This window comes from Escherichia whittamii, from assembly GCF_014836715.1.
GTDB lineage: Bacteria > Pseudomonadota > Gammaproteobacteria > Enterobacterales > Enterobacteriaceae > Escherichia > Escherichia whittamii.
The window spans coordinates 271,091-294,595 of record NZ_JACSQI010000003.1 but is presented as its reverse complement, the minus strand read 5'-3'; the positions used below and the strand labels follow the sequence as shown (position 1 = coordinate 294,595).

Annotated in this window: 28 protein-coding genes; 12 read left to right on the top strand and 16 right to left on the bottom strand. The window is 51.7% G+C overall.

The window, feature by feature from the left end:
* Window positions 1–47: 47 nt before the first annotated feature.
* Together H9644_RS07140 and mutY are read right to left on the bottom strand one after the other, a co-directional pair.
* The gene (locus H9644_RS07140) at window positions 48–323 is read right to left on the bottom strand and encodes an oxidative damage protection protein (RefSeq protein WP_000091700.1); all 276 of its coding nucleotides are present in this window, start codon (window positions 321–323) and stop codon (window positions 48–50) included.
* A gap of 26 nt (window positions 324–349) precedes the next feature.
* A complete protein-coding gene (gene mutY, locus H9644_RS07135) occupies window positions 350–1,402 on the bottom strand; it encodes an A/G-specific adenine glycosylase (RefSeq protein ID WP_191773916.1) in 1,053 nt (350 codons plus the stop codon).
* 160 nt (window positions 1,403–1,562) lie between these two features.
* Here mutY and trmB point away from each other — a divergent pair, with 160 nt between their 5' ends.
* The 5 genes from trmB (at window position 1,563) to H9644_RS07110 (ending at window position 5,857) form a co-directional block, all read left to right on the top strand.
* The gene (gene trmB, locus H9644_RS07130) at window positions 1,563–2,282 is read left to right on the top strand and encodes a tRNA (guanosine(46)-N7)-methyltransferase TrmB (RefSeq protein WP_169018087.1); all 720 of its coding nucleotides are present in this window, start codon (window positions 1,563–1,565) and stop codon (window positions 2,280–2,282) included.
* A complete protein-coding gene (locus H9644_RS07125; RefSeq protein ID WP_064529714.1) occupies window positions 2,282–2,608 on the top strand; it encodes a YggL family protein in 327 nt (108 codons plus the stop codon). The genes trmB and H9644_RS07125 overlap by 1 nt, the downstream gene beginning before the upstream one ends.
* 183 nt (window positions 2,609–2,791) lie before the next feature.
* Window positions 2,792–3,511 (top strand): YggN family protein, encoded by a 720-nt coding sequence (locus H9644_RS07120; protein WP_191773915.1) that lies wholly within the window; start codon window positions 2,792–2,794, stop codon window positions 3,509–3,511.
* A gap of 175 nt (window positions 3,512–3,686) precedes the next feature.
* The gene (gene ansB / locus H9644_RS07115; protein ID WP_000394132.1) at window positions 3,687–4,733 is read left to right on the top strand and encodes an L-asparaginase 2; all 1,047 of its coding nucleotides are present in this window, start codon (window positions 3,687–3,689) and stop codon (window positions 4,731–4,733) included.
* 116 nt (window positions 4,734–4,849) lie between these two features.
* Window positions 4,850–5,857, top strand: a complete 1,008-nt coding sequence (locus H9644_RS07110) for a DUF1202 family protein (protein ID WP_191773914.1) — start codon at window positions 4,850–4,852, stop codon at window positions 5,855–5,857.
* Between the two features lie 64 nt (window positions 5,858–5,921).
* Here H9644_RS07110 and hemW read toward each other — a convergent pair whose 3' ends face one another.
* From hemW to yggS, 5 genes are read right to left on the bottom strand one after another with little or no spacing between them, the layout of a single operon-like run.
* Window positions 5,922–7,058 carry a radical SAM family heme chaperone HemW gene (gene hemW, locus H9644_RS07105; RefSeq protein ID WP_191773913.1) on the bottom strand — a complete coding sequence of 379 codons (1,137 nt, stop codon included), beginning with the start codon at window positions 7,056–7,058 and terminating at the stop codon, window positions 5,922–5,924.
* Entirely contained in the window at window positions 7,051–7,644 is a 594-nt protein-coding gene (locus H9644_RS07100; RefSeq protein ID WP_064529720.1) for an XTP/dITP diphosphatase, read from the bottom strand. Before H9644_RS07100 ends, hemW begins: the two co-directional genes overlap by 8 nt.
* A gap of 7 nt (window positions 7,645–7,651) precedes the next feature.
* Window positions 7,652–7,942 carry a DUF167 family protein YggU gene (yggU, locus tag H9644_RS07095; RefSeq protein ID WP_191773912.1) on the bottom strand — a complete coding sequence of 97 codons (291 nt, stop codon included), beginning with the start codon at window positions 7,940–7,942 and terminating at the stop codon, window positions 7,652–7,654.
* Entirely contained in the window at window positions 7,939–8,505 is a 567-nt protein-coding gene (yggT, locus tag H9644_RS07090) for an osmotic shock tolerance protein YggT (protein WP_001094831.1), read from the bottom strand. Before yggT ends, yggU begins: the two co-directional genes overlap by 4 nt.
* A 17-nt stretch (window positions 8,506–8,522) precedes the next feature.
* The gene (yggS, locus tag H9644_RS07085; RefSeq protein WP_191773909.1) at window positions 8,523–9,227 is read right to left on the bottom strand and encodes a pyridoxal phosphate homeostasis protein; all 705 of its coding nucleotides are present in this window, start codon (window positions 9,225–9,227) and stop codon (window positions 8,523–8,525) included.
* Window positions 9,228–9,244: 17 nt separating this feature from the next.
* Here yggS and H9644_RS07080 point away from each other — a divergent pair, with 17 nt between their 5' ends.
* Window positions 9,245–10,225, top strand: a complete 981-nt coding sequence (locus H9644_RS07080; protein ID WP_191773906.1) for a PilT/PilU family type 4a pilus ATPase — start codon at window positions 9,245–9,247, stop codon at window positions 10,223–10,225.
* Between the two features lie 235 nt (window positions 10,226–10,460).
* Here H9644_RS07080 and ruvX read toward each other — a convergent pair whose 3' ends face one another.
* From ruvX to metK, 8 genes are all read right to left on the bottom strand, one after another.
* The gene (gene ruvX / locus H9644_RS07075) at window positions 10,461–10,877 is read right to left on the bottom strand and encodes a Holliday junction resolvase RuvX (RefSeq protein ID WP_000017111.1); all 417 of its coding nucleotides are present in this window, start codon (window positions 10,875–10,877) and stop codon (window positions 10,461–10,463) included.
* The gene (locus H9644_RS07070; RefSeq protein ID WP_191773904.1) at window positions 10,877–11,440 is read right to left on the bottom strand and encodes a YqgE/AlgH family protein; all 564 of its coding nucleotides are present in this window, start codon (window positions 11,438–11,440) and stop codon (window positions 10,877–10,879) included. Before H9644_RS07070 ends, ruvX begins: the two co-directional genes overlap by 1 nt.
* 108 nt (window positions 11,441–11,548) lie before the next feature.
* Complete coding sequence (gene gshB / locus H9644_RS07065) at window positions 11,549–12,499, bottom strand: glutathione synthase (protein WP_064529731.1); 951 nt, start codon at window positions 12,497–12,499, stop codon at window positions 11,549–11,551.
* Window positions 12,500–12,511: 12 nt separating this feature from the next.
* Complete coding sequence (gene rsmE / locus H9644_RS07060; RefSeq protein WP_130207905.1) at window positions 12,512–13,243, bottom strand: 16S rRNA (uracil(1498)-N(3))-methyltransferase; 732 nt, start codon at window positions 13,241–13,243, stop codon at window positions 12,512–12,514.
* Window positions 13,244–13,321: 78 nt separating this feature from the next.
* Window positions 13,322–14,029, bottom strand: a complete 708-nt coding sequence (endA, locus tag H9644_RS07055) for a deoxyribonuclease I (protein WP_191773902.1) — start codon at window positions 14,027–14,029, stop codon at window positions 13,322–13,324.
* Between the two features lie 94 nt (window positions 14,030–14,123).
* Window positions 14,124–14,621 (bottom strand): SprT family zinc-dependent metalloprotease, encoded by a 498-nt coding sequence (locus H9644_RS07050; protein WP_064529870.1) that lies wholly within the window; start codon window positions 14,619–14,621, stop codon window positions 14,124–14,126.
* Between the two features lie 76 nt (window positions 14,622–14,697).
* Complete coding sequence (galP, locus tag H9644_RS07045) at window positions 14,698–16,092, bottom strand: galactose/proton symporter (protein ID WP_064529735.1); 1,395 nt, start codon at window positions 16,090–16,092, stop codon at window positions 14,698–14,700.
* Between the two features lie 483 nt (window positions 16,093–16,575).
* Window positions 16,576–17,730, bottom strand: a complete 1,155-nt coding sequence (metK, locus tag H9644_RS07040) for a methionine adenosyltransferase (RefSeq protein ID WP_064529736.1) — start codon at window positions 17,728–17,730, stop codon at window positions 16,576–16,578.
* 55 nt (window positions 17,731–17,785) lie between these two features.
* Between metK and yqgD the strand changes: the two genes are divergently transcribed.
* The 6 genes from yqgD (at window position 17,786) to speB (ending at window position 22,434) form a co-directional block, all read left to right on the top strand.
* A complete protein-coding gene (gene yqgD / locus H9644_RS21795; protein WP_064529737.1) occupies window positions 17,786–18,037 on the top strand; it encodes a protein YqgD in 252 nt (83 codons plus the stop codon).
* 110 nt (window positions 18,038–18,147) lie between these two features.
* A complete protein-coding gene (locus H9644_RS21790) occupies window positions 18,148–18,291 on the top strand; it encodes a hypothetical protein (RefSeq protein WP_274540060.1) in 144 nt (47 codons plus the stop codon).
* A 93-nt stretch (window positions 18,292–18,384) separates the two neighbouring features.
* Window positions 18,385–18,516, top strand: a complete 132-nt coding sequence (yqgB, locus tag H9644_RS07030) for an acid stress response protein YqgB (RefSeq protein ID WP_002461303.1) — start codon at window positions 18,385–18,387, stop codon at window positions 18,514–18,516.
* Window positions 18,517–18,524: 8 nt separating this feature from the next.
* Window positions 18,525–20,501: a biosynthetic arginine decarboxylase gene (gene speA / locus H9644_RS07025; protein ID WP_064529744.1), complete on the top strand. Its 1,977-nt coding sequence runs from the start codon at window positions 18,525–18,527 to the stop codon at window positions 20,499–20,501.
* Window positions 20,502–20,646: 145 nt separating this feature from the next.
* Window positions 20,647–21,378: a hypothetical protein gene (locus H9644_RS07020; protein WP_064529745.1), complete on the top strand. Its 732-nt coding sequence runs from the start codon at window positions 20,647–20,649 to the stop codon at window positions 21,376–21,378.
* Window positions 21,379–21,513: 135 nt separating this feature from the next.
* Window positions 21,514–22,434, top strand: coding sequence for an agmatinase (gene speB / locus H9644_RS07015; protein ID WP_000105566.1), 921 nt, complete (start codon window positions 21,514–21,516; stop codon window positions 22,432–22,434).
* Between the two features lie 246 nt (window positions 22,435–22,680).
* On the opposite strand, the gene loiP is transcribed toward speB, so the two are convergent.
* Complete coding sequence (loiP, locus tag H9644_RS07010) at window positions 22,681–23,439, bottom strand: metalloprotease LoiP (protein WP_064529746.1); 759 nt, start codon at window positions 23,437–23,439, stop codon at window positions 22,681–22,683.
* Window positions 23,440–23,505 lie beyond the last annotated feature (66 nt).

Sequence of the window (23,505 nt, the reverse complement as noted above, 5' to 3'; positions counted from 1 at the left end):
GTGTTTGTTTTTATGCAAGTTGCCGGAGGCGTGCTCCGGCACTGTTTTTATTTTTTATCTTCCGGCGTATAGCCCTCGATATGCACCTCTTTACCTTCGAACAGGAAGTTGACCATCTCCTGCTCCAGCAACTTGCGGTGCTCGGCATTCATCATGTTGAGTTTCTTTTCGTTAATCAGCATGGTTTGTTTGTGCTGCCACTGTGCCCAGGCTTCTTTGGAGATCTCGTTATAGATGCGTTTTCCCAGTTCGCCGGGGTACAGCTGAAAATCCTGACCTTCTGCTTCACGCTGCAGGAAAGTACAAAAAATCGTTCTGCTCATAAATTATCCTCTTATCGACTCACGCGCTAAACCGGCGCGCCAGTGCGTAACTGCTGTAACAAACGCTCCACGGGTGCCGCCAGGCCAACTGACGGCGGCTGCGCTAAGTTATACCAGAGCGCATTGCCTTCATCCATGCAGCCGGTGAATGACGACACGGGAAGCCACATAGGCACAATATCTAAATGGAAATGGCTGAAGGTATGCCGAAACGCGGTGAGTTGCGTCAGGTTATCGGCATTGATCTGCCGTTGCACCAGCCATTGTCGCAAACTTTCTTCATCGGCAAACTGCGGGAAACAGTATAAGCCACCCCACAATCCGCTTGGCGGACGCTGCGCCAGCAACACTTCATCTTCGTACTGTAACAGCAGAAAGTAGCCCGTACGTTCCGGTAATGTCTGTTTGGGTTTTTTGCCGGGATAAAGCGACCAGCTATTATTGGCGGCGGCAATACAACCATTTTGTAGCGGGCAGAGCGAACATTTCGGCTTCGAACGCGTGCAAATCATCGCGCCCAAATCCATCATCGCCTGATTAAACCGCTCCACGCCGACGGCGGGCGTAACCTGCTCGCTCAAACTCCACAGTTTATTCTCGACCTCTTTTTTCCCAGGCCAGCCGCTTACAGCATAGCAGCGTGCTAACACGCGTTTGACGTTACCGTCGAGAATCGGAAAGTGCTTACCCAGAGAAAGCGAGAGGATCGCGCCTGCGGTGGAGCGTCCGACGCCAGGCAGCGCAGCGACTTCCTCAAAGGTTTCCGGGAATTTACCACCGTGTAAGGTGGCAACGTGCTGTGCCGCTTTATGCAGATTGCGCGCGCGGGCGTAATAGCCAAGCCCGGTCCATAAGTGCAGAACCTCGTCCAGCGGTGCGTTGGCGAGATCGGTCACCGTCGGGAAGCGCGCCATAAAGCGTTCAAAATAGGGAATTACGGTCGCAACCTGAGTTTGTTGCAACATCACTTCTGAGAGCCATACTTTGTAGGGCGTCTTATCAATTTGCCAGGGCAGCGTTTTCCGCCCGTATTTATCGTACCAGTCCAGAACCTGGGCTGAAAATTGCGACGCTTGCATGGTCACCGAATTCACTGTTGTTGGGGGCAAGATTGCAGCACAGCAGCGGCGGGGTGTAAACCGGAACTTTCCGCAGCCACGGGCTTATCATGCTTGCATCCGGCAACTAACTTTGGATAATGCCCGTTTTCAGACCACTTTCACAAGCGACTAAATCTTTATGAAAAACGACGTCATCTCACCGGAATTTGATGAAAACGGCCGCCCACTGCGCCGTATCCGTAGTTTTGTGCGCCGCCAGGGGCGACTGACCAAAGGCCAGGAACATGCGCTGGAAAACTACTGGCCGGTGATGGGCGTTGAGTTCAGCGAAGATATGCTGGATTTCCCTGCGCTTTTTGGCCGTGAAGCGCCGGTGACGCTTGAGATTGGTTTTGGCATGGGCGCGTCGCTGGTGGCAATGGCCAAAGATCGCCCCGAGCAGGACTTCCTCGGCATTGAAGTGCATTCACCAGGCGTTGGTGCGTGTCTGGCTTCTGCACATGAAGAGGGCTTAAGCAACCTGCGCGTGATGTGTCACGATGCAGTCGAAGTGCTGCATAAAATGATTCCTGACAATTCATTGAGCATGGTTCAGCTCTTTTTCCCTGACCCGTGGCACAAAGCGCGCCATAATAAACGCCGTATCGTTCAGGTACCGTTTGCTGAACTGGTAAAAAGCAAACTGCAGCTGGGTGGCGTATTCCATATGGCGACCGACTGGGAACCTTATGCGGAACATATGCTTGAAGTCATGTCTTCCATTGACGGTTATAAAAACCTGTCTGAGAGCAATGATTACGTACCGCGCCCGGCATCTCGTCCGGTAACGAAATTTGAACAACGTGGTCATCGTCTTGGTCACGGAGTATGGGACTTAATGTTCGAGAGGGTGAAATAATGGCAAAGAACCGTAGCCGTCGTCTGCGTAAAAAAATGCACATCGACGAATTCCAGGAATTAGGATTTTCGGTGGCATGGCGATTCCCGGAAGGTACATCGGAAGAACAGATTGATAAAACCGTTGATGACTTTATTAACGAGGTTATCGAACCGAACAAACTGGCCTTTGACGGCAGCGGTTATCTGGCCTGGGAAGGTCTGATCTGCATGCAGGAAATCGGCAAATGCACCGAAGAACATCAGGCTGTCGTGCGTAAGTGGCTGGAAGAGCGCAACCTGGATGAAGTACGCACCAGCGAACTTTTCGACGTTTGGTGGGACTAAGAAAGCATACGGGCGATGACAAATGCAAAACTGCCTGATGCGCTACGCTTATCAGGCCTGGAAAGATGCTCGATCGGGTAGGCCGGATAAGGCGTTTACGCCGCATCCGGCATGGGCAACGCGCACTTTGTTATCAATCTGGGGCCAGCAAATGCTGGCCTGATTTGTTCTTGAGGGAAGACTATGATGCGCAAAATGCTGCTGGCGGCAGCACTTTCAGTGACGACAATGACCGCTCACGCCGACTACCAGTGCAGCGTTACGCCGCGTGACGATGTGATTGTCAGCCCGCAAACCGTGCAGGTGAAGGGCGAAAATGGCAACCTGGTGATCACGCCAGACGGCAATGTGATGTACAACGGCAAGCAATATTCTCTGAGCGCCGCCCAGCGCGAACAGGCGAAGGATTATCAGGCGGAACTGCGCAGCACGCTGCCGTGGATTGATGAAGGCGCGAAAAGCCGCGTAGAGAAAGCGCGCGTGGCGCTGGATAAAATTATCGTTCAGGAGATGGGCGAAAGCAGCAAAATGCGCAGCCGTCTGACCAAACTTGATGCGCAACTGAAAGAACAGATGAATCGCATTATCGAAACGCGCAGCGATGGCCTGACGTTCCACTATAAAGCCATTGATCAGGTTCGCGCCGAAGGCCAGCAGTTAGTGAATCAGGCGATGGGCGGAATATTGCAGGACAGCATTAACGAAATGGGCGCGAAAGCGGTGCTGAAAAGCGGCGGTAACCCGTTACAGAATGTGCTGGGAAGCCTGGGGGGACTGCAATCCTCAATCCAAACCGAGTGGAAAAAGCAGGAAAAAGATTTCCAGCAATTTGGCAAAGATGTCTGTAGCCGTGTTGTGACTCTGGAAGACAGCCGTAAAGCCCTGGTCGGGAATTTGAAATAATCCTCTAGTTTAAGACGGCATAAAGCTTTTTTATGCCGCTTAATTCTTCATTTTGTTACCTGCCTCTAACTTTATAGAACTCCAAAAATCATTCACGTTGTAAATTGTTTAACGTCAAATTTCCCATGCAAAGCTAAGGGATAATACGTAGCGTTCACGTAACTGGAGGAATGAAATGGAGTTTTTCAAAAAGACGGCACTTGCCGCACTGGTTATGGGTTTTAGTGGTGCAGCATTAGCATTACCGAATATCACCATTTTAGCGACCGGCGGGACGATTGCCGGTGGTGGTGACTCCGCAACCAAATCTAACTACACAGCGGGTAAAGTTGGCGTAGAAAATCTGGTCAATGCGGTGCCGCAACTGAAGGACATTGCGAACGTTAAAGGCGAGCAGGTTGTTAATATCGGCTCCCAGGACATGAACGATAATGTCTGGCTGACGCTGGCGAAAAAAATTAACACCGACTGCGATAAGACTGACGGCTTCGTTATTACCCACGGTACTGACACGATGGAAGAAACCGCTTACTTCCTCGACCTGACCGTGAAATGCGACAAGCCGGTGGTGATGGTTGGCGCAATGCGCCCGTCCACCTCCATGAGCGCAGACGGTCCATTCAACCTGTATAACGCGGTAGTAACTGCGGCAGATAAAGCCTCTGCTAATCGTGGTGTGCTGGTGGTGATGAACGACACCGTGCTGGATGGTCGTGACGTCACCAAAACCAATACCACCGACGTAGCGACCTTTAAGTCTGTTAACTACGGTCCGCTGGGATACATTCACAACGGTAAGATTGACTACCAGCGTACCCCGGCACGTAAGCACACCAGCGACACGCCGTTCGATGTCTCTAAGCTAAATGAACTGCCGAAAGTCGGCATCGTTTATAACTACGCCAACGCATCCGATCTTCCGGCAAAAGCACTGGTAGATGCAGGCTACGACGGTATCGTTAGCGCCGGTGTGGGTAACGGCAATCTGTATAAAACCGTATTTGACACCCTCGCAACCGCCGCGAAAAACGGCACTGCAGTAGTGCGTTCTTCCCGCGTACCGACGGGCGCTACCACTCAGGATGCCGAAGTGGATGATGCGAAATACGGTTTCGTTGCCTCTGGCACGTTGAACCCGCAAAAAGCGCGCGTTCTGCTGCAACTGGCTCTGACGCAAACCAAAGATCCGCAGCAGATCCAGCAGATCTTCAATCAGTACTAATTACTTCGCCCCGGTATCGTGCCGGGGCTTTTTCACTTCAGACTCACGTCCATTGCCAATTTTTATTACCCTAATGATAATCACTGGAATAAATTATTCCGCGTGAGGGTGTTCCGGTGAAAAAGCAATGGATTGTAGGCACGGCGTTGCTCGTGTTGACGTCAGGTTACAGCTGGGCCGATGGCGAACCGCCAACTGAAAATGTCTTAAAAGCTCAATTCAAAAAGCAGTATCACGGTATTCTCAAGCTTGATGCCATCACCTTAAAAAATCTTGATGCAAAGGGCAATCAGGCCACCTGGTCAGCGGAAGGCGATGTCTCTTCCAATGACGATCTCTATACCTGGGTCGGTCAGTTGACAGATTATGAACTGCTGGAACAGACCTGGACGAAAGATAAACCGGTAAAATTCTCTGCGATGTTAACCAGTAAAGGAACGCCCGCGTCAGGCTGGACGGTGAACTTTTACTCTTTTCAGGCGGCAGCCAGCGATAGTGGGCGGGTGGTCGACGATATCAAAACGAATAATAAGTACCTGATTGTGAATAGTGAAGATTTCAACTATCGCTTTAGTCAGCTTGAGTCAGCGTTGAATACCCAGAAGAACTCGATTCCAGCGCTGGAAAAGGATGTAAAAGAACTTGATAAGCAAATGGTGGCGGCGCAGAAAGCAGCAGATGCTTATTGGGGAAAAGACGTAAATGGCAAACAAATGACCCGCGAAGACGCCTTTAAAAAAATACACCAACAGCGGGATGATTTTAATAAACAGAATGATAGCGAGGCGTTCGCAGTTAAATATGACAGAGAGGTTTATCAACCGGCGATTGCGGCATGTCATAAACAGAGTGAAGAGTGTTATGAAGTGCCGATTCAGCAGAAACGGGATTTTGATATCAACGAACAGCGGCGACAGACTTTTCTACAATCACAAAAACTCAGCCGTAAATTGCAGGATGACTGGATCAAGCTCGAAAAAGGGCAATATCCATTAACGATGAAAGTTTCAGAAATAAACAGTAAAAAAGTCACGATATTAATGAAGATTGACGATATCAACCAGGCCAGCGATCGCTGGAAAAAAGATACCGATCAATTGCGGCGCAATGGGGTGATTAAATAATTATTGCGATGACGCATGACTTGTAGCCGGATGCAGCGTTCACTCCGCATCCGGCTACACAAATTTACTCCGCCAGAAAAAGCTCCAGCAGTGAATTTAAAAACAACTTCCCATGTTCCGTTATCTGCCAGTAATCCGCACATTCGGTGAGATAGCCCTGAGCGACAGCCTCGTCTAACTGTGGGCGAATAACTTCTTCAGAAAGGCCAGTATACTGGCTAAACTCCACGCGCGGCGCAGGTTCCAGCAAACGGAAGCGATTCATAAAGAATTCGAACGGTTTATCTGCGGTTTCAACATCGCGCTGGCTTTCCAGATACCGTCCCTGCATAAAACCACGCGGATGACGCGTTTTGGTGGTACGCAGAATGCGCCCATCAGGGAAGGTCACTTTTCCGTGCGCGCCGCAGCCAATACCGATGTAGTCGCCAAATCGCCAGTAGTTGAGATTGTGCTGGCACTGATAACCGGGTTTGGCGTAAGCGGAAGTTTCATACTGCTGATAGCCCGCTGCGGTTAAAAGCTGATGCCCCTGTTCGAAAATATCCCATAACGCGTCGTCGTCCGGCAGTACAGGAGGGCGCGAGCCAAACAGCGTATTGGGTTCGATGGTCAGTTGATACCAGGAAAGATGCGGCGGATGCAGTTCAATGGCCTGGCGCAGATCGCCCAGCGCCTCTTCCAGTGATTGATCTGGCAGCCCATGCATCAAATCGAGGTTAAAACTACGCAGCCCCAGCCCGCTTGCCAGATTCGCAGCCCGTTTCGCTTCTTGCGGGCCATGAATGCGCCCAAGTCGTTTCAGCTTTTCTTCGCTAAAACTCTGAACGCCGATGGAGATGCGATTCACACCAGCACGCTGATAATCGACAAAGCGATCGGCTTCTACCGTTCCAGGATTCGCTTCCATTGTAATTTCTGCATCCGCTGCCAGCGGCAAACGCGCACGCACGCCGTCCAGCAGCGTTTGCATCGCCGGGCCAGAAAGCAGGCTCGGCGTACCGCCGCCAATAAAGATTGTCTGCACTTCACGGCCCTGGGCGTAAGCCACATCGTTGTCCAGATCGCAAAGCAGATGCTGAACATAATCGTCGTGCGGCACTTCCCCTTTCAACGCGTGAGAGTTGAAATCGCAGTACGGACATTTCTGCACGCACCATGGGATGTGAATGTAGAGACTCAGCGGCGGCAATTTAACCATTACGTAAAGCGTCCAGCAGCAGTTTCAACGCCCGGCCACGGTGAGAAATGGCGCTCTTTTCTTCACGGGTCAGTTCGGCAGCGGTTTTACCTTCGGAAGGCACGAAGAAGATTGGATCATAACCAAAGCCGCCAGTACCCGCCGGTTCACGAGTAATCACCCCCGGCCAGCTGCCGTGGCACACCAGCGGAGTCGGATCTTCTGCGTGGCGCATATATACCAGCACGCAGTGGAAGCGCGCCTGACGTTGGTCGTCCGGTACGTCTTTTAGTGTTTCCAGCAGTTTTTGCAGATTCTTTTGATCGGTCGCGTCTTCACCGGAATAACGCGCGGAGTAAATGCCTGGTGCACCGCCAAGCACATCAACTGCCAGACCAGAGTCGTCGGCAATCGCCGGTAAACCGGTCACTTTTGCCGCGTGGCGTGCTTTCAGAATCGCGTTTTCGATAAAGGTCAGGCCGGTTTCTTCAGCTGAATCTACGCCGAGTTCTGTTTGGGCCACGATATCAAGACCGAAGTCGCTGAGTAGCGACGCCAGCTCACGCACTTTACCGGCATTGCCGGTTGCGAGGACAACTTTTTGCATAGGATACCTAATTAATTAACGCCGCGATTTCTGGCGGGATTTGTTGCGGATTAATGATTTTAATTTGTTTATGGCGGCCAAGTTCGCCTTTCTCAATCACCACCTGGCTTTTCGCGACCCGGAACTGCTTGCCGAGAAACTTTACCAGATGGCTGTTGGCCTGGCCGTCAACTGGCGGCGCGGTAATGGCGACTTTTACTTCGTCGCCATGTAAACCGACAATAGAATCACGGCTGGCTTTCGGCTGGATATAGAGCCGTAAAACCAGACCGTCATCGTTTGCTGTTACGGCACTCATAACGCCATCCACAGCCCCGGCAGCAGCATGTTTCCGGTCGCCTGCAGCACTTCTGCGACGCCCATATTAATGACATACAGCAGCAGAACGAGGATCATCGGCGAGAAATCAATCCCACCCATAGCCGGCAGCAGGCGGCGAATCGGACGCAGCAGTGGATCGGCAAGTTGAATCAGCACATATTCAATTGGGCTACGACCCTGGCTTACCCAGCTCATAATCGCCATCACCAGCAGGACCCAGAAAATCAGCAGGCCGATGGTTTTCAGCAGAATCAGTAAACCTGCAATCCAGATGATTGGCAGGAAGGTCACCACTTTGAACAGCACGATGGCTTTGATAAAACTCAAAATGTACGCGACCAGCAGTGAGGCGCTGTCAATCGGCCCCATTGCCGGAATAACGCGGCGCAGTGGCCCGATAATCGGCTGTGTCACTTTCACTACAAACTGTGAGAAAGGGTTATAAAAATCACAATGAGCCCACTGCATCCAGATGCGTAATAACAGCACCATGGTATACAGCTCAATGACCGTTGAAAGCAGGAAAGTCAACGTATTCATGGCGTTCTTAAGATTCCTTATTTTTTAGAGTAATCACGTGCACCAAAGATGGCAGTGCCGATGCGAACCATCGTGCTACCTGCCGCAATAGCGGCTTCCATATCGTCCGACATTCCCAGAGAGAGCGTGTCGATATGCGGGTAGCGCGTTTTCAGTCCGGCAAATGCTACAGCCATTTGGCGTGCAACTTCAAACTGCCTTACATATTCTGACTCAGGCGCCGGGATAGCCATCAGTCCACGCAGGCGCAGACGCGGTAATTCTGCGACCGCTGCCGCCAGTTCGTCCAGTTCCGCCAGTTGAATGCCTGACTTACTGTTTTCATCGCTGATATTTATTTGAATCAGTACGTTAAGAGGCGGAAGTTCTGCCGGACGCTGATCATTAAGGCGGGTGGCGATACGCAGGCGGTCAATGGTATGACACCAGTTGAAATGCTCTGCCACCAGGCGGCTTTTGTTGGACTGCAACGGGCCAATAAAATGCCATTCTAATCCTGTTACGCCCTGCTCCTGAAAGTGGCGAATTTTATCTACCCCTTCCTGAACGTAGTTTTCACCAAATTGACGCTGCCCGGCATCAATGGCTTCTGCGATGGCGCTCGCAGGCTTTGTTTTGCTGACTGCAAGCAGCGTAATTTCTTCTGGAGAACGGCCGCAACGCGTTGCAGCCGTTGAGATTTTGTCCCGGACCTGTGCCAGGTTATGCGCAATATCGTTCATTTTCCGAGGATCTTAGTATGAATATGGAAGAAATTGTGGCCCTTAGTGTAAAGCATAACGTCTCTGATCTACACCTGTGCAGCGCCTGGCCCGCACGATGGCGCATTCATGGGAGAATGGAGGCCGCGCCGTTTGACGTGCCGGACGTCGAAGAGTTGCTACGGGAGTGGCTGGATGACGATCAGCGGGCGATGTTGCTTGAGAATGGTCAGCTTGATTTTGCCGTGTCGTTGGCCGAAAAACAGCGGTTGCGTGGCAGCGCATTCGCGCAGCGGCAAGGCATTTCGCTGGCATTACGGCTATTGCCTTCGCATTGCCCACAACTCGAACAGCTTGGCGCACCACCGATATTGCCGGAATTACTCAAGAGTGAAAATGGCCTGATTCTGGTGACGGGGGCGACGGGGAGTGGCAAATCCACCACGCTGGCGGCAATGGTTGGCTATCTTAATCAACATGCCGATGCGCATATCCTGACGCTGGAAGATCCTGTCGAATATCTCTATGCCAGCCAGCGGTGTTTGATCCAGCAGCGGGAGATTGGTTTGCACTGTATATCGTTTGCAGCGGGGCTTCGCGCGGCATTGCGGGAAGATCCTGATGTGATTTTGCTAGGAGAGTTGCGCGACAGCGAAACGATACGTCTGGCGCTGACGGCGGCAGAAACCGGGCATCTGGTGCTGGCGACATTACACACGCGCGGCGCAGCGCAAGCGATTGAGCGACTGGTAGATTCGTTTCCGGCGCAGGAAAAAGATCCCGTGCGTAATCAACTGGCCGGTAGTTTACGGGCGGTGTTGTCACAAAAGCTGGAAGTGGATAAGCAGCAAGGACGTGTGGCGCTGTTTGAATTGCTGATTAACACACCAGCGGTGGGGAATTTGATTCGCGAAGGGAAAACCCACCAGTTGCCACATGTTATTCAAACCGGGCAGCAGGTGGGGATGTTAACGTTTCAGCAGAGTTATCAGCAGCGGGTAGGGGAAGGGCGCTTGTGAGGCTAAAGTAGTTGATTAGCTTCGTAAATATGCCTGAGGAGCTACGCTTATCAGGCCTACAAACTACAAACGCAGTTATTCACGCCGCATCCGGCAATGAACGTCTGATGCGACGCTGATGCGTCTTATCAGACCTACGTTCGTTGTCACATGTATGCCGGATAAGGCGTTCACGCCGCATCCGGCAAGACGGAACGATGACGTTAACTACAATCCACCAGGTTTGTGAATCGCCTTAATATCCCTGTTCGAAATAACTTTCGAGAATGATAACCGCAGAGGCTGAGTCGACTTTACCTTTGTTGAGCGCCCGATAGCCGCCCTGTTCAAACAGACCGGAACGCGCTTCCACGGTGCTAAGACGCTCGTCATGTAGCTTCACTTCAACACCGAAACGGCCATGAATACGGTTGGCGAATTTACGCGCCCGGGCGGTTAATGGTTGCTCGGTGCCGTCCATATTCAGCGGCAAACCGACAATGATTTCGTCTGGCTGCCACTCTTTTAGTAAACGCTCAATAAGGTTCCAGTCCGGCGTACCGTCCTGTGCTTTAATTGCAGGCAAAGGGCGAGCGGTGCCGGTAATGCGTTGACCGACCGCCACGCCAATGCTTTTAGTGCCAAAATCGAAGGCGAGTAAGGTTCCGCTCATCAGGCATGCCCTGCCACACCAGGCATGGTGAGAATATCAACACCAATCAATCTTGCCGCATCGCGCCAGCGGTCGGCTATCGGCGTTTTGAACAGAATATTCAGATCTGCCGGGGCGGTTAGCCAGGCATTATCGAGAATTTCTTGTTCCAGTTGACCTTTATCCCAGGAGGAGTAACCAAGAGCTACTATCACGTCAGCAGGTTGTTTATCGGTGCCGAGTGTTTCCAGCACGTCGCGGGAAGTGGTCATCACCGTGTTGTCTGAAATGCGAATGCTGGACGTAAAATTGGAGGGCGGAGTATGCAAAATAAACCCGCGATCTTCAGCCAGCGGGCCGCCAAGCATAACCGGTTTGTCCAGACGGATAGATTCATCACGCGGCTCCGGCGTGATCTTCAGCTTTTCCAGAATCCCTTCAATTTTGAGATTTTCCAGTGGCTTGTTAATGATGATCCCCATTGCTCCATTGGTATTATGTTCGCAAATGTAGACCACGGAACGACGGAAAATCGGATCCTGGAGAGCAGGCATGGCAATAAGAAAGTGATGCTGTAAATTCATTGTCAGAGGTTCTGTTTCCTGGTTCAAAAAAGCAACAGCGCCCAGTATGCGTGGAAAGAAGGGCGCTGTCACTCATAGTCTCAACGAGATCCCTCTCGCTAAACAGGGTTATCGCTGCTGTAATCGTGCTTCAATAGCATCCATTAACATTCCGGTGATAGACACCGGAAACTCTGCTTCAATCTCACGAATACAGGTTGGGCTGGTGACATTAATTTCAGTCAGTCGGTCACCGATAATATCCAGACCAACAAAAATCAGCCCTTTTTCTTTCAGCGTCGGTCCTACCTGACGGGCGATTTTCCAGTCGCTTTCAGTAAGCGGACGAGGTTCGCCACGACCACCGGCAGCCAGATTACCACGGGTTTCACCGCCCTGCGGAATACGCGCCAGGCAGTACGGTACTGGTTCGCCATCCACCACCAGCACTCGCTTGTCACCATCTTTAATAGCTGGCAGATAATTTTGTGCCATGCAGTAGCGAGTGCCGTGTTCGGTCAAGGTTTCGGCAATGACACCAAGGTTCGGATCGCCTTCTTTCACGCGGAAAATAGATGCACCACCCATACCATCCAGCGGCTTAAGAATGATGTCGCTGTGTTTTTCCCAGAACGCTTTCAACTGCGCTTTATTACGCGTGACCAGCGTTTCTGGCGTTAAGTCTGAGAACCAGGCGGTAAACAGTTTTTCGTTACAATCGCGCAGGCTCTGCGGCTTGTTAACGATCAGCGTCCCTTTCTCTTCGGCGCGTTCCAGAATATAGGTCGCGTAGATAAACTCGGTATCAAACGGCGGATCTTTACGCATCAGAATCACGTCGAGATCGGCCAGTTGCAGATCCTGCTCACCCGTGAACTCGTACCATTTGTCGTAGTTCTGTTCGACGCTCAAAGTACGCGTACGAGCGCGAGCCTCACCATTGATCAAATAGAGATCGGCCATCTCCATATAGTGAAGTTCGTAACCACGACGCTGTGCTTCCAGCAACATAGCGAAACTGGAATCTTTCTTGATGTTGATGCTTGCGATGGGGTCCATCACGATGCCGAGCTTGATCATTATTCTTCTCCGTTAGCCCAGATCGCCAAAACGCACTTGTAGCGCGGTAATGGCGGTGAGCGCTGTTGTCTCAGTACGCAGAACGCGAGGTCCCAACAGGATATCAGTAAATTGATAGCGGGCAGTCATGGCAATTTCATCTGCCGACAAACCGCCTTCCGGGCCAATCAGCAGGCGGACACGTTCGACCGGCAACGGCAACGTGTTGATGCTGTTACTGGCGCGCGGGTGAAGATTGAGTTTCAAGCCTTCATCTTGCTCTGCACACCAGGCTTCCAGATCCATTGCCGGACGGATTTCAGGTACCCGATTACGACCACACTGCTCGCAGGCGGCAATTGCAATTTTCTGCCACTGCTGGAGCTTCTTGTTCAGACGTTCACTATCCAGTTTAACGCCGCAGCGTTCAGAAAAAAGTGGCGTAATGAGGCTTACACCAAGTTCTATCGATTTCTGGATAGTGAATTCCATTTTTTCTCCGCGCGACATCACCTGACCGAGGTGAATATGCAAGGGGGATTCACGATCGTCTACCTGGCCCTCCAGCACTTTAACTTCCACGCTTTTTTTGCTGGCGCTGGTGATTTCTGCATCAAAGACCTGGTTGCTGCCGTCAAATAACTGTAATGCCTGACCCGGCCCCATACGCAGGACGCGCCCGATATGGTTAGCGGCATCTTCACAAAGCGCGATCTGCGAATTGCTGGTGAGTGGTTCAGGATGATAAATGCGGGGGATACGCATGGTTAAAAATCCGCGTCGTCTCCCCACGCGGTTGCGCGCGTGGGGTAGGGTTAACAAAAAGAATTTCGCTAGTGTAGGTTAGCTCTTTCGCGCCTGGCAAGCGCGTTGCACATACGGGTTGTGATTGCCTTGCACCTTCGCGATGCGTTCGTCACGCTCACACTCCCAGTCGGTGACCGGATACATCTTGTTCCAAGCGTTAAACAGCTGCGTTTGCTGGCGTGAGAGTGTCAGGTTGTACTGGTCACGCATATAGAAATAAGTTCGTGCAATGATGCCACGTGTATGAGCCGGCGGTTCAGCAACTTTTTCTTTGAAATCAATCTTCATGGCGCACTGCCCGTACTGACCCTCGCCGCCATTCCACTGGCTGTACATAAAGTTGCCGCGATCGCCGTTCACTTCGCCTATCGCGGGCTGCAGGTTATGCATATCGCTTTCCATCTTGCGATAGACCGGATCTTTAGCGCAGTTTTTACGTCCACCGTCCTGCCAGCACTGGCGCTGGTGACCGAATTGCCAGGCGGGAACGACGTGTTCCCACTCTACGCGGCTGGCGCGGTTTTCATTTTTGCGCACCTGATAGCCGCACGATTGCAGATCAACAACGCCTTTTTTGCCCTGCCAGTTAATTTTACATCCGCAATAAAACGTACCGGGCGCGTCAGCGTGGACTTTTACCGCCGCGGCTTTCGCTTGAGAAAAACTATTGATACCTTCGGCCAATGCCGGGCCGGAAAATGCTGCGCTCAGTACCACCGCAGCAATAGACAAATAACGGTACATCACTTACTCCGTGTTAAAACGAGCCAGCAACGTAGCGAAAGTTGTTTTGGTATGCAATCAACCAGATCAGGAAAGTTCCTGATAGTTCAGGTGGTTATTTCGCAACCAGCTGTTCGCCGCAGTGAACACAGCGATAGACGGCTTCGCCACGAACTACGCGATTATGACGGCGTACGGTAAGCTGATGCTCCTGGCACTTGCAGCGGTAAGGGAAGGTGTTGCGGCGCACGGATTGCAGTTCGAACTGATGCGTACGGCGGGCGGGAACGCCCAGCACGCTTTCCATCATCCACTTCCACTCTTTGCCATGTGGCGCTACGCGGCCGAAATGTTTCCATACCAGCAAATGTGCCAGTTCGTGCGGCACCACTTCTTCTATAAAAGCCTCGCTGTTTTCCAACAGCAAAACGGGATTGAGGCGAATTTCATAGCTTTCCAGCCAGGCTGTTCCGGCAGAGGTTCCGCGCTGGGTGTAAGAGAGTTTTGGCTCCGGATAGTTACGCCCCAGCCTCAGGTTGGCCTGGGCGAGTTTTTCCCGCAGGCGACGCATAACGGCCTGTTGGATGGCGATAGGGAGACGGGATGTTTTCATAGCGGCAGAGGATAGAGCGAAGAAAAGATGACTGCAAGAGGTGGCTTCCTCCATGACGGGAGGAAGCCTGAGGAGATTAATCGTGAGCGCCGATTTCGCGCAGTTTACGACCTTTCATCAGATTACGTTCAATATGTTCCAGCGAAACGTGTTTGGTTTCCGGTACCAGCCACAATGTCAGCAGGATAAACAGTACGTTCAGAGCAGCATACACCCAGAAGGTGTTGGCGTTACCCAGCGTGTTGAGCATGGTCAGGAACGTTGCGCCAACGATCATGTTGGCAATCCAGTTGGTGGCAGTGGAGCAGGTGATGCCAAAATCGCGGCCTTTCAGCGGCTGAATTTCGGAGCATAGTACCCAAATCAGCGGACCGGCACTCATGGCAAAACCGACAATAAACATCAGCAGCATGGCGATGGCGAAATACTGCGCCGACGGTGAGTGAATACCGATGTGCATCATTGTACCCAGTACGCCCATGCCCACTGCCATTACCAGGAAGCCCAGCGTCAATGTTGGTTTACGTCCCCAGCGGTCAACAAGGCCGATAGCGATGAAGGTGGCGAGTACGTTGGTCAGGCCGACGATCACGGTCCCCCACATTTGTTCAGTTGTGTTGGTATATCCTGCCAGTTCGAAGATTTTCGGCGCGTAATACATGATGACGTTCATCCCGGTGAATTGCTGCATCACCTGCAACAGTACGCCAAGGAACACCGCGCGGCGGAAGTTGCTGTTCTCTTTGAACAGCGCCCAACCGCTCTGTTTAACTTGCAAACTTTCACGGATTTCATCCAGTTCGCGTTTGGCTTCCGCGCTGGTGTCGCGCAGGCGCATCAGCACGCGTTCGGCATCAACAAAGCGGCGTTTGGCAGCAAACCAACGTGGACTGTCTGGCAGGAAGAAGACGCCAATCAGTAGCAAAATTGCCGGGATGATAATCACACCCAGCATCCAGCGCCATGCGCCGGTGTAGCTGAAGGCGGTATCAGAAAGATAAGCACCGAGGATCCCGATAGTGATCATCAACTGATACATCGAGATCATACTGCCGCGAATTTTCTCTGGCGCAATCTCGGAGAGGTAAAGCGGCGCGGTATAGGAGGCCACACCCACCGCCAGTCCCAGCAACACGCGGGAAAGAATCAGCACTTCAACGTTCGGCGCAGCGGCAGAAAACAGCGAACCGGCAACAAACAGGATTGCGCCGATCATCAGGCTCTTTTTGCGCCCGAGTTTAAAGGAGAGCCAGCCGCTGCCTACCGCACCGACCGCCGCACCAAACATCATGGAGCTTACGACCCATTCTTGCGTGTGCGAGGTAATCTGGAATTCATCTGCAATAAACGGCAGTGCGCCAGCAATTACACCGATATCCAGGCCAAAGAGTAATCCCGCCAGAGCAGCAAGGAAGCAGACGAAAAACGTCATTGCCTTGTTTGACCGCCCCTGTTTTTTAGCGTCAGGCATGATGCCCTCCAATATGGTTATTTTTTATTGTGAATTAAGATAGGTGAGTACGACGTAAAAAGATGTGAAGCAAATCACATCAGTGTAATCGATTACACTAACATTCATTATTGTTATAATTTAAGTACATGAAAATAATTGAGTTATATCATCATAGATTAAGTGATGTCATCTGCAATTAAGACTTTGCTGAAAAGAAATGTAACAACTGTGAAAACTTAATAATACGATGAAAATAGTAGGAATGATTGGCTGGTATCGTTGATGTAATCGGTTTCAGTGGTGGTGATAATTTACGGGTAAAGGTGTTCAGGAAGAATGAAGTTATATTGCGGGCGGCTTTTTTGCCGGATGCGGCGTGAACGCCTTATCCAGTCTACATGTAGCGATGGTTGTAGGTCTGATAAGCGTAGCGCAGCAGGCATTTTTCTGGAAAAGAAAAGGCCAGCGCGAGGCTGGCCTTTGAAAGCGGGTAATGAAAGATTATTTCAGACCGGCAGCATCGCGCAGCAGTTGCGCTTTGTCGGTTTTTTCCCACGGGAAATGTTCGCGGCCAAAGTGACCGTATGCTGCAGTCTCTTTGTAGATCGGGTGCAGCAGATCCAGCATCTTAATCAGACCGTATGGACGCAGGTCGAAGAACTCGCGCACCAGCAGGGTCAGCTGTTCAGAAGGCACTTTCTCAGTACCGAAAGTTTCCACCATGATGGAAGTCGGCTCTGCCACGCCGATTGCGTAGGAAACCTGGATTTCGCAACGGTCAGCCAGGCCCGCAGCCACGATGTTTTTCGCTACATAACGTGCTGCGTAGGCTGCAGAACGGTCCACTTTTGATGGATCTTTACCAGAGAACGCGCCGCCACCGTGACGTGCCATGCCGCCGTAGGTATCAACGATAATTTTACGACCAGTCAGGCCGCAGTCGCCCATCGGGCCGCCGATAACAAAACGCCCGGTCGGGTTGATGAAGAATTTGGTAGCGGGAGTCAGCCATTCAGCCGGCAGAATCGGCTTGATGATCTCTTCCATCACCGCTTCTTGCAGAGATTTCTGGTCGATATCTTCAGAGTGCTGAGTGGAAAGCACGACAGCATCGATGCCGACGATTTTGCCGTCGTCATACTGGAAGGTCACCTGGCTTTTCGCGTCCGGGCGCAGCCACGGCAGAGTGCCGTTTTTACGCACTTCGGCCTGACGCTGTACCAGACGGTGTGCATAGGTGATTGGGGCTGGCATCAGCACGTCGGTTTCATTGGTTGCGTAACCAAACATCAGACCCTGGTCACCCGCGCCCTGTTCCAGCGGATCGGCACGGTCAACGCCCTGGTTGATGTCAGGAGACTGTTTGCCGATGGCGCTCAGGACCGCACAAGAGTTAGCGTCAAAGCCCATGTCGGAATGCACATAGCCAATTTCGCGAACGGTGTTACGGGTGATCTCTTCGATGTCTACCCAGGCGCTGGTGGTGATTTCACCGCCAACTAAAACCATGCCGGTTTTTACGTAGGTTTCGCAAGCAACGCGTGCTTTCGGATCCTGTTCGAGGATCGCGTCTAAAACGGCATCAGAGATTTGGTCAGCAATTTTGTCAGGATGCCCTTCAGAGACGGACTCGGACGTAAAAAGGTGTTTTGCCATATTTAATATCACCTAAAGAGAATTTGGTTAGCTCAAACTGTTGTGTGGATTTTCTGTGGTAGCGGATCCTACCACGACTCGACAGGTTAAAAACACTGGCAGTCTGAGTGTTAATCAGTATGGATGGATTAACATCTGGATGGCTATTTTAGGTCAATCCTTCACCCGATTTCCACTTTTTTTTGAATCGTGTCTCATTCTGTTAAAAACGTGGCTGGAAATTTTTCCTGACAATGCTGGCATTCTGCGTATTTATCTTTTGCAATTTTCTGCCATTGTGGGGTATAAAACGCGGCGCGCGGCTTAAATAAAAAGCACACGACGATTCTTTCGTGTTGCCACTTCCAGCCGGGTTGAAATCAGAGTTTTGGCTTGTTGGTTCGTCTTAACAGGCGGCCGTGGAGGTGATACGAAATAATGAACCGTTGTCTGCTGCTTAATCAGTCTCACCGTTCTGGTGAAGATTCGTTCCCCGCACTCTGCATCCCTGCTTTGCATACCTGCCGATGTTATACCCATCTCGGCGCTTCTCAGGATTCAAGAGCTGGCAACAGTTATTGAGGACTGAACAAGGGCGCTCTTGTAAAAACAAGAGTTTTCTCGTGGTTTCGCCGAACTGTCACACTTACGTTCGGTTATGTGCTTAATAATGTTATGAAAAAGAAACCGATTGCGCAGTCGGAGCGTCAGCATACGCTGCTGGAAAATCCGTGTGCTTATGGGTTGTTATCGCAGTTTGAGGCTGCGATAGTGGTTAACTGTTTTACACTTAATAAAATAATTTGAGGTTCGCTATGTCTGACGACATGTCTATGAGTTTGCCTTCGTCAGCGGGCGAACACGGTGTACTACGCTCCATGCAGGAGGTTGCAATGAGCTCCCAGGAAGCCAGCAAGATGCTGCGTACTTACAATATTGCCTGGTGGGGCAATAACTACTATGACGTTAACGAGTTGGGCCACATCAGCGTGTGCCCGGACCCGGACGTCCCGGAAGCTCGCGTTGATCTCGCGCAGTTGGTGAAAACCCGCGAAGCACAGGGCCAGCGTCTGCCTGCACTGTTCTGTTTCCCGCAGATCCTGCAGCACCGTTTGCGTTCCATTAACGCCGCGTTTAAACGTGCGCGTGAATCTTACGGCTATAACGGCGACTACTTCCTCGTTTATCCAATTAAAGTTAACCAGCATCGCCGCGTGATTGAGTCCCTGATTCATTCTGGCGAACCGCTGGGACTGGAAGCCGGCTCGAAAGCAGAGTTGATGGCGGTGCTTGCGCATGCAGGCATGACCCGCAGCGTCATCGTCTGTAATGGTTATAAAGACCGCGAATATATCCGTCTGGCGCTGATTGGCGAGAAGATGGGTCACAAGGTCTATCTGGTCATTGAGAAGATGTCAGAAATCGCCATTGTGCTGGATGAAGCAGAACGTCTGAATGTCGTTCCTCGTCTGGGCGTGCGTGCGCGTCTGGCTTCACAGGGCTCGGGCAAATGGCAGTCCTCCGGCGGGGAAAAATCGAAGTTCGGCCTGGCTGCGACTCAGGTACTGCAACTGGTTGAAACGCTACGTGAAGCAGGGCGTCTTGACAGCCTGCAATTGTTGCACTTCCACCTTGGTTCGCAGATGGCGAATATTCGCGATATCGCCACCGGCGTTCGTGAATCCGCGCGCTTCTATGTTGAGCTGCACAAGCTCGGCGTTAATATTCAGTGCTTTGACGTCGGCGGCGGTCTGGGCGTGGATTATGAAGGTACTCGTTCGCAGTCCGATTGTTCGGTGAACTACGGCCTCAATGAATACGCCAACAATATCATTTGGGCGATTGGCGATGCCTGTGAAGAAAATGGTCTGCCGCATCCGACGGTGATCACCGAATCGGGTCGTGCGGTGACTGCTCACCATACCGTGCTGGTGTCTAATATCATCGGCGTGGAACGTAACGAATACACGGTGCCGACCGCGCCCGCAGATGACGCGCCGCGCGCACTGCAAAGCATGTGGGAAACCTGGCAGGAAATGCACGAACCGGGGACTCGCCGCTCTCTTCGTGAGTGGCTGCATGACAGCCAGATGGACTTGCACGATATCCACATCGGATACTCTTCCGGCACCTTTAGCCTGCAAGAGCGCGCATGGGCGGAACAGCTCTATCTGAGTATGTGTCACGAAGTGCAGAAGCAACTGGATCCGCAAAACCGTGCGCATCGTCCGATTATCGACGAATTGCAGGAACGTATGGCGGACAAGATGTACGTCAACTTCTCGTTGTTCCAGTCGATGCCGGATGCATGGGGGATCGACCAGCTATTCCCGGTTCTGCCGCTGGAAGGGCTGGATCAAGTGCCGGAACGCCGCGCTGTGCTGCTGGATATTACCTGTGATTCTGACGGTGCTATCGATCACTATATCGATGGTGACGGTATTGCCACGACAATGCCAATGCCGGAATACGATCCGGAGAATCCGCCGATGCTCGGTTTCTTTATGGTCGGCGCATATCAGGAGATCCTCGGCAACATGCACAACCTGTTTGGTGATACCGAAGCGGTTGATGTGTTTGTCTTCCCTGACGGTAGCGTAGAAGTGGAACTGTCTGATGAAGGTGATACCGTGGCGGATATGCTGCAATATGTGCAGCTCGATCCGAAAACACTGTTAACCCAGTTCCGTGATCAAGTGAAGAACACCGATCTTGATGCTGAACTGCAACAACAGTTCCTGGAAGAGTTCGAGGCAGGTTTGTACGGTTATACCTATCTTGAAGATGAATAATTAAGATTATTCCACTGGCGGGCCGATTTAAATGATTAAATCGGCCCGTTTTCTTTTTATATATTCTTAAAAATAAATTGGCTGCTTTTCTTCTTAAATAATCTCCCTACAATCGCTGCATTAATTAAATGCAGAGGGAACGGTTATGAAAAAATGGAAACTACGCGGTGCATTGATAGGATTAATTGTGCTGCTGGCGGGGTGCGCCAGTAATGCGCAGTATAATAGCAGCGCATCTGGCAATGTCGGCACCGCCTGGGGTGGGGATGTGCACTCAACGGTTCAGGGCGTATCTGCTGAACGCGCCTGGCGCGATCCGGCAGAGATGATCGTTATTAGTTATTCGACTAATGTTCCTTCCGGCTACGACCGCGTTTATAGCATTCGGATTAACGAACTGGAATATGCTATTCGCGATGCTAATTTTAATTCGTTACCTATTACGCGAGTGTATGATTCATCAAATAATGAACCGCGATATATTGTTCATGCCAGGGTAGGAATGAATTATCAATTATATGTCCGTAATTACAGTCGTAACACCAACTACGAGATTGTTGCTACGGTTGATGGCCTGGATGTTCTGAATGGTAAACAAGGTTCGCTGAATAACAATGGCTATATTGTGAATGCCGGTGAGTCGTTAGCGATTAAAGGTTTCCGTAAAGATAAACATACCGAAGCAGCCTTTCAGTTCGCCAACGTTGCTGATTCCTACGCCGCTAATTCAGCGCAAGGCGATGTGCGTAATACCGGGGTAATCGGCTTTGCCGCCTTTGAATTGCAAGGCCCGGCGAAAAACTCGCTGCCGCCGTGCTCTGCGCAAGCCTTTCCGGCAGACAACAATGGCTATGCGCCGCCACCGTGTCGTAAATAGCAACCTCGCTTGATGCCTCGCCCATTTAAGGCGATAATTAGCACAAACTTGTGTTTCGCAAATCCAACCCTTCCTCGTCGGGCCTAACGACGCGGAAGGGTTTTTTTATATCGACTTTGTAATAGGAGTCCATCCATGAGCACCTTAGGTCATCAATACGATAACTCACTGGTTTCCAACGCCTTTGGTTTTTTACGCCTGCCGATGAACTTCCAGCCGTACGACAGTGACGCTGACTGGGTGATTACCGGCGTGCCGTTCGATATGGCCACCTCTGGTCGTGCGGGTGGACGCCACGGTCCGGCGGCGATCCGTCAGGTTTCAACTAATCTGGCCTGGGAACACAACCGCTTCCCGTGGAATTTCGACATGCGTGAGCGTCTGAACGTCGTGGACTGCGGCGATCTGGTGTATGCCTTCGGCGATGCCCGTGAAATGAGCGAGAAACTGCAGGCGCACGCAGAAAAACTGCTGGCTGCTGGTAAACGTATGCTCTCCTTCGGTGGTGACCACTTTGTTACGCTGCCGCTGCTGCGCGCCCATGCGAAACATTTCGGCAAAATGGCGCTGGTGCACTTTGACGCCCACACCGATACCTACGCTAACGGTTGTGAATTTGACCACGGCACCATGTTCTATACCGCGCCGAAAGAAGGTCTGATCGACCCGAATCATTCCGTACAGATTGGTATTCGTACCGAGTTCGATAAAGACAACGGCTTTACCGTGCTGGACGCCTGCCAGGTGAACGATCGCAGCGTGGATGACGTTATCGCTCAGGTGAAGCAGATTGTAGGTGATATGCCGGTTTACCTGACCTTTGATATCGACTGCCTGGATCCTGCATTTGCGCCGGGAACTGGTACGCCGGTGATTGGCGGCCTGACCTCCGATCGCGCCATTAAACTGGTACGTGGTCTGAAAGATCTCAACATCGTTGGGATGGACGTAGTGGAAGTGGCTCCGGCATACGATCAGTCAGAAATCACCGCTCTGGCTGCGGCGACGCTGGCGCTGGAGATGCTGTATATTCAGGCGGCGAAAAAGGGCGAGTAAGCGTCGGATAAGATGCGCACGGCTAACGTGCTATTAATGTTGGATGCGGCGTGAACGCCTTATCCGCCCTACGCTCGGTACCCGTAGGCCGGATAAGATGCACCAGGCATCGCATCCGGCAATGCGCACAGGGTAACAAATGTGCCATTAATGTCGGATGCGGCGTGAACGCCTTATCCGACCTACGCTCGGCACCCGTAGGCCGGATAAGATGCACCAGGCACCGCATCCGGCGTAATAAAACGCTTACTTAATCCCATCCGCGCTCATACGGTCGCGAATATGCTGGGCGCGTTCGGCGGAGGCCGGATGGTCGTCAAACATTGAGCTTTGGCGGCCGTCTTCCAGCTTCGCCAGTTTTTCAAAGCTGGTGGCAAGGCCTGCCGGGCTGATGCCACGCTGGCGAAGAAGATCATAAGAGTAATCATCCGCTTCTGCTTCCTGGCGCTGGGAGAATTGCGAATTGACTAATTTCTCGCCCAGGTCACCGAGTTGTGACTGTGACAAACTGCCGACAATTCCACCCGCCGATGCCGCCGCAACTCGCACAGCGTTGGTACCAAGTGCTACCTGCATCCCTTTCTTCACATGGCCTAACGCCACGTGCCCCATTTCGTGACCGATCACCGCTTCGACTTCGTTATCCGTCATCATATCCATTAAGCCGCTATAGACGCGGATGCAGCCGTTGGCCATTGCAAAGGCGTTCACATCCTTCGCCATATACACTTTGTAATTTACTGGCTGACCGTTGATGTTATTCCCCAGTGCAGTAGCAATGGTGGTCAGACGTTTAGCATATTCACTACCGTCTGGCGCAATCGTCGCCTTGCTGTCCATCTCCTGGCATGCCTGATCGCTCAGGGCTTTCACCTGCGCATCGCTCAAACTGTAAGCCTGAAAAGCTTCCGCTCCTGATGAGAGCAGTCCACTGGAGTCCATATTCTGGCAACCGGTCAACACCGTTGCCACACTCATTGCTACCAATAAGGCGCGAATTTTCATGTTTTCTCTTCCGCACAAGGTCAGGATTATTCTAAAAATGCGCCGTTTGCAGGTGAATCGACGCTC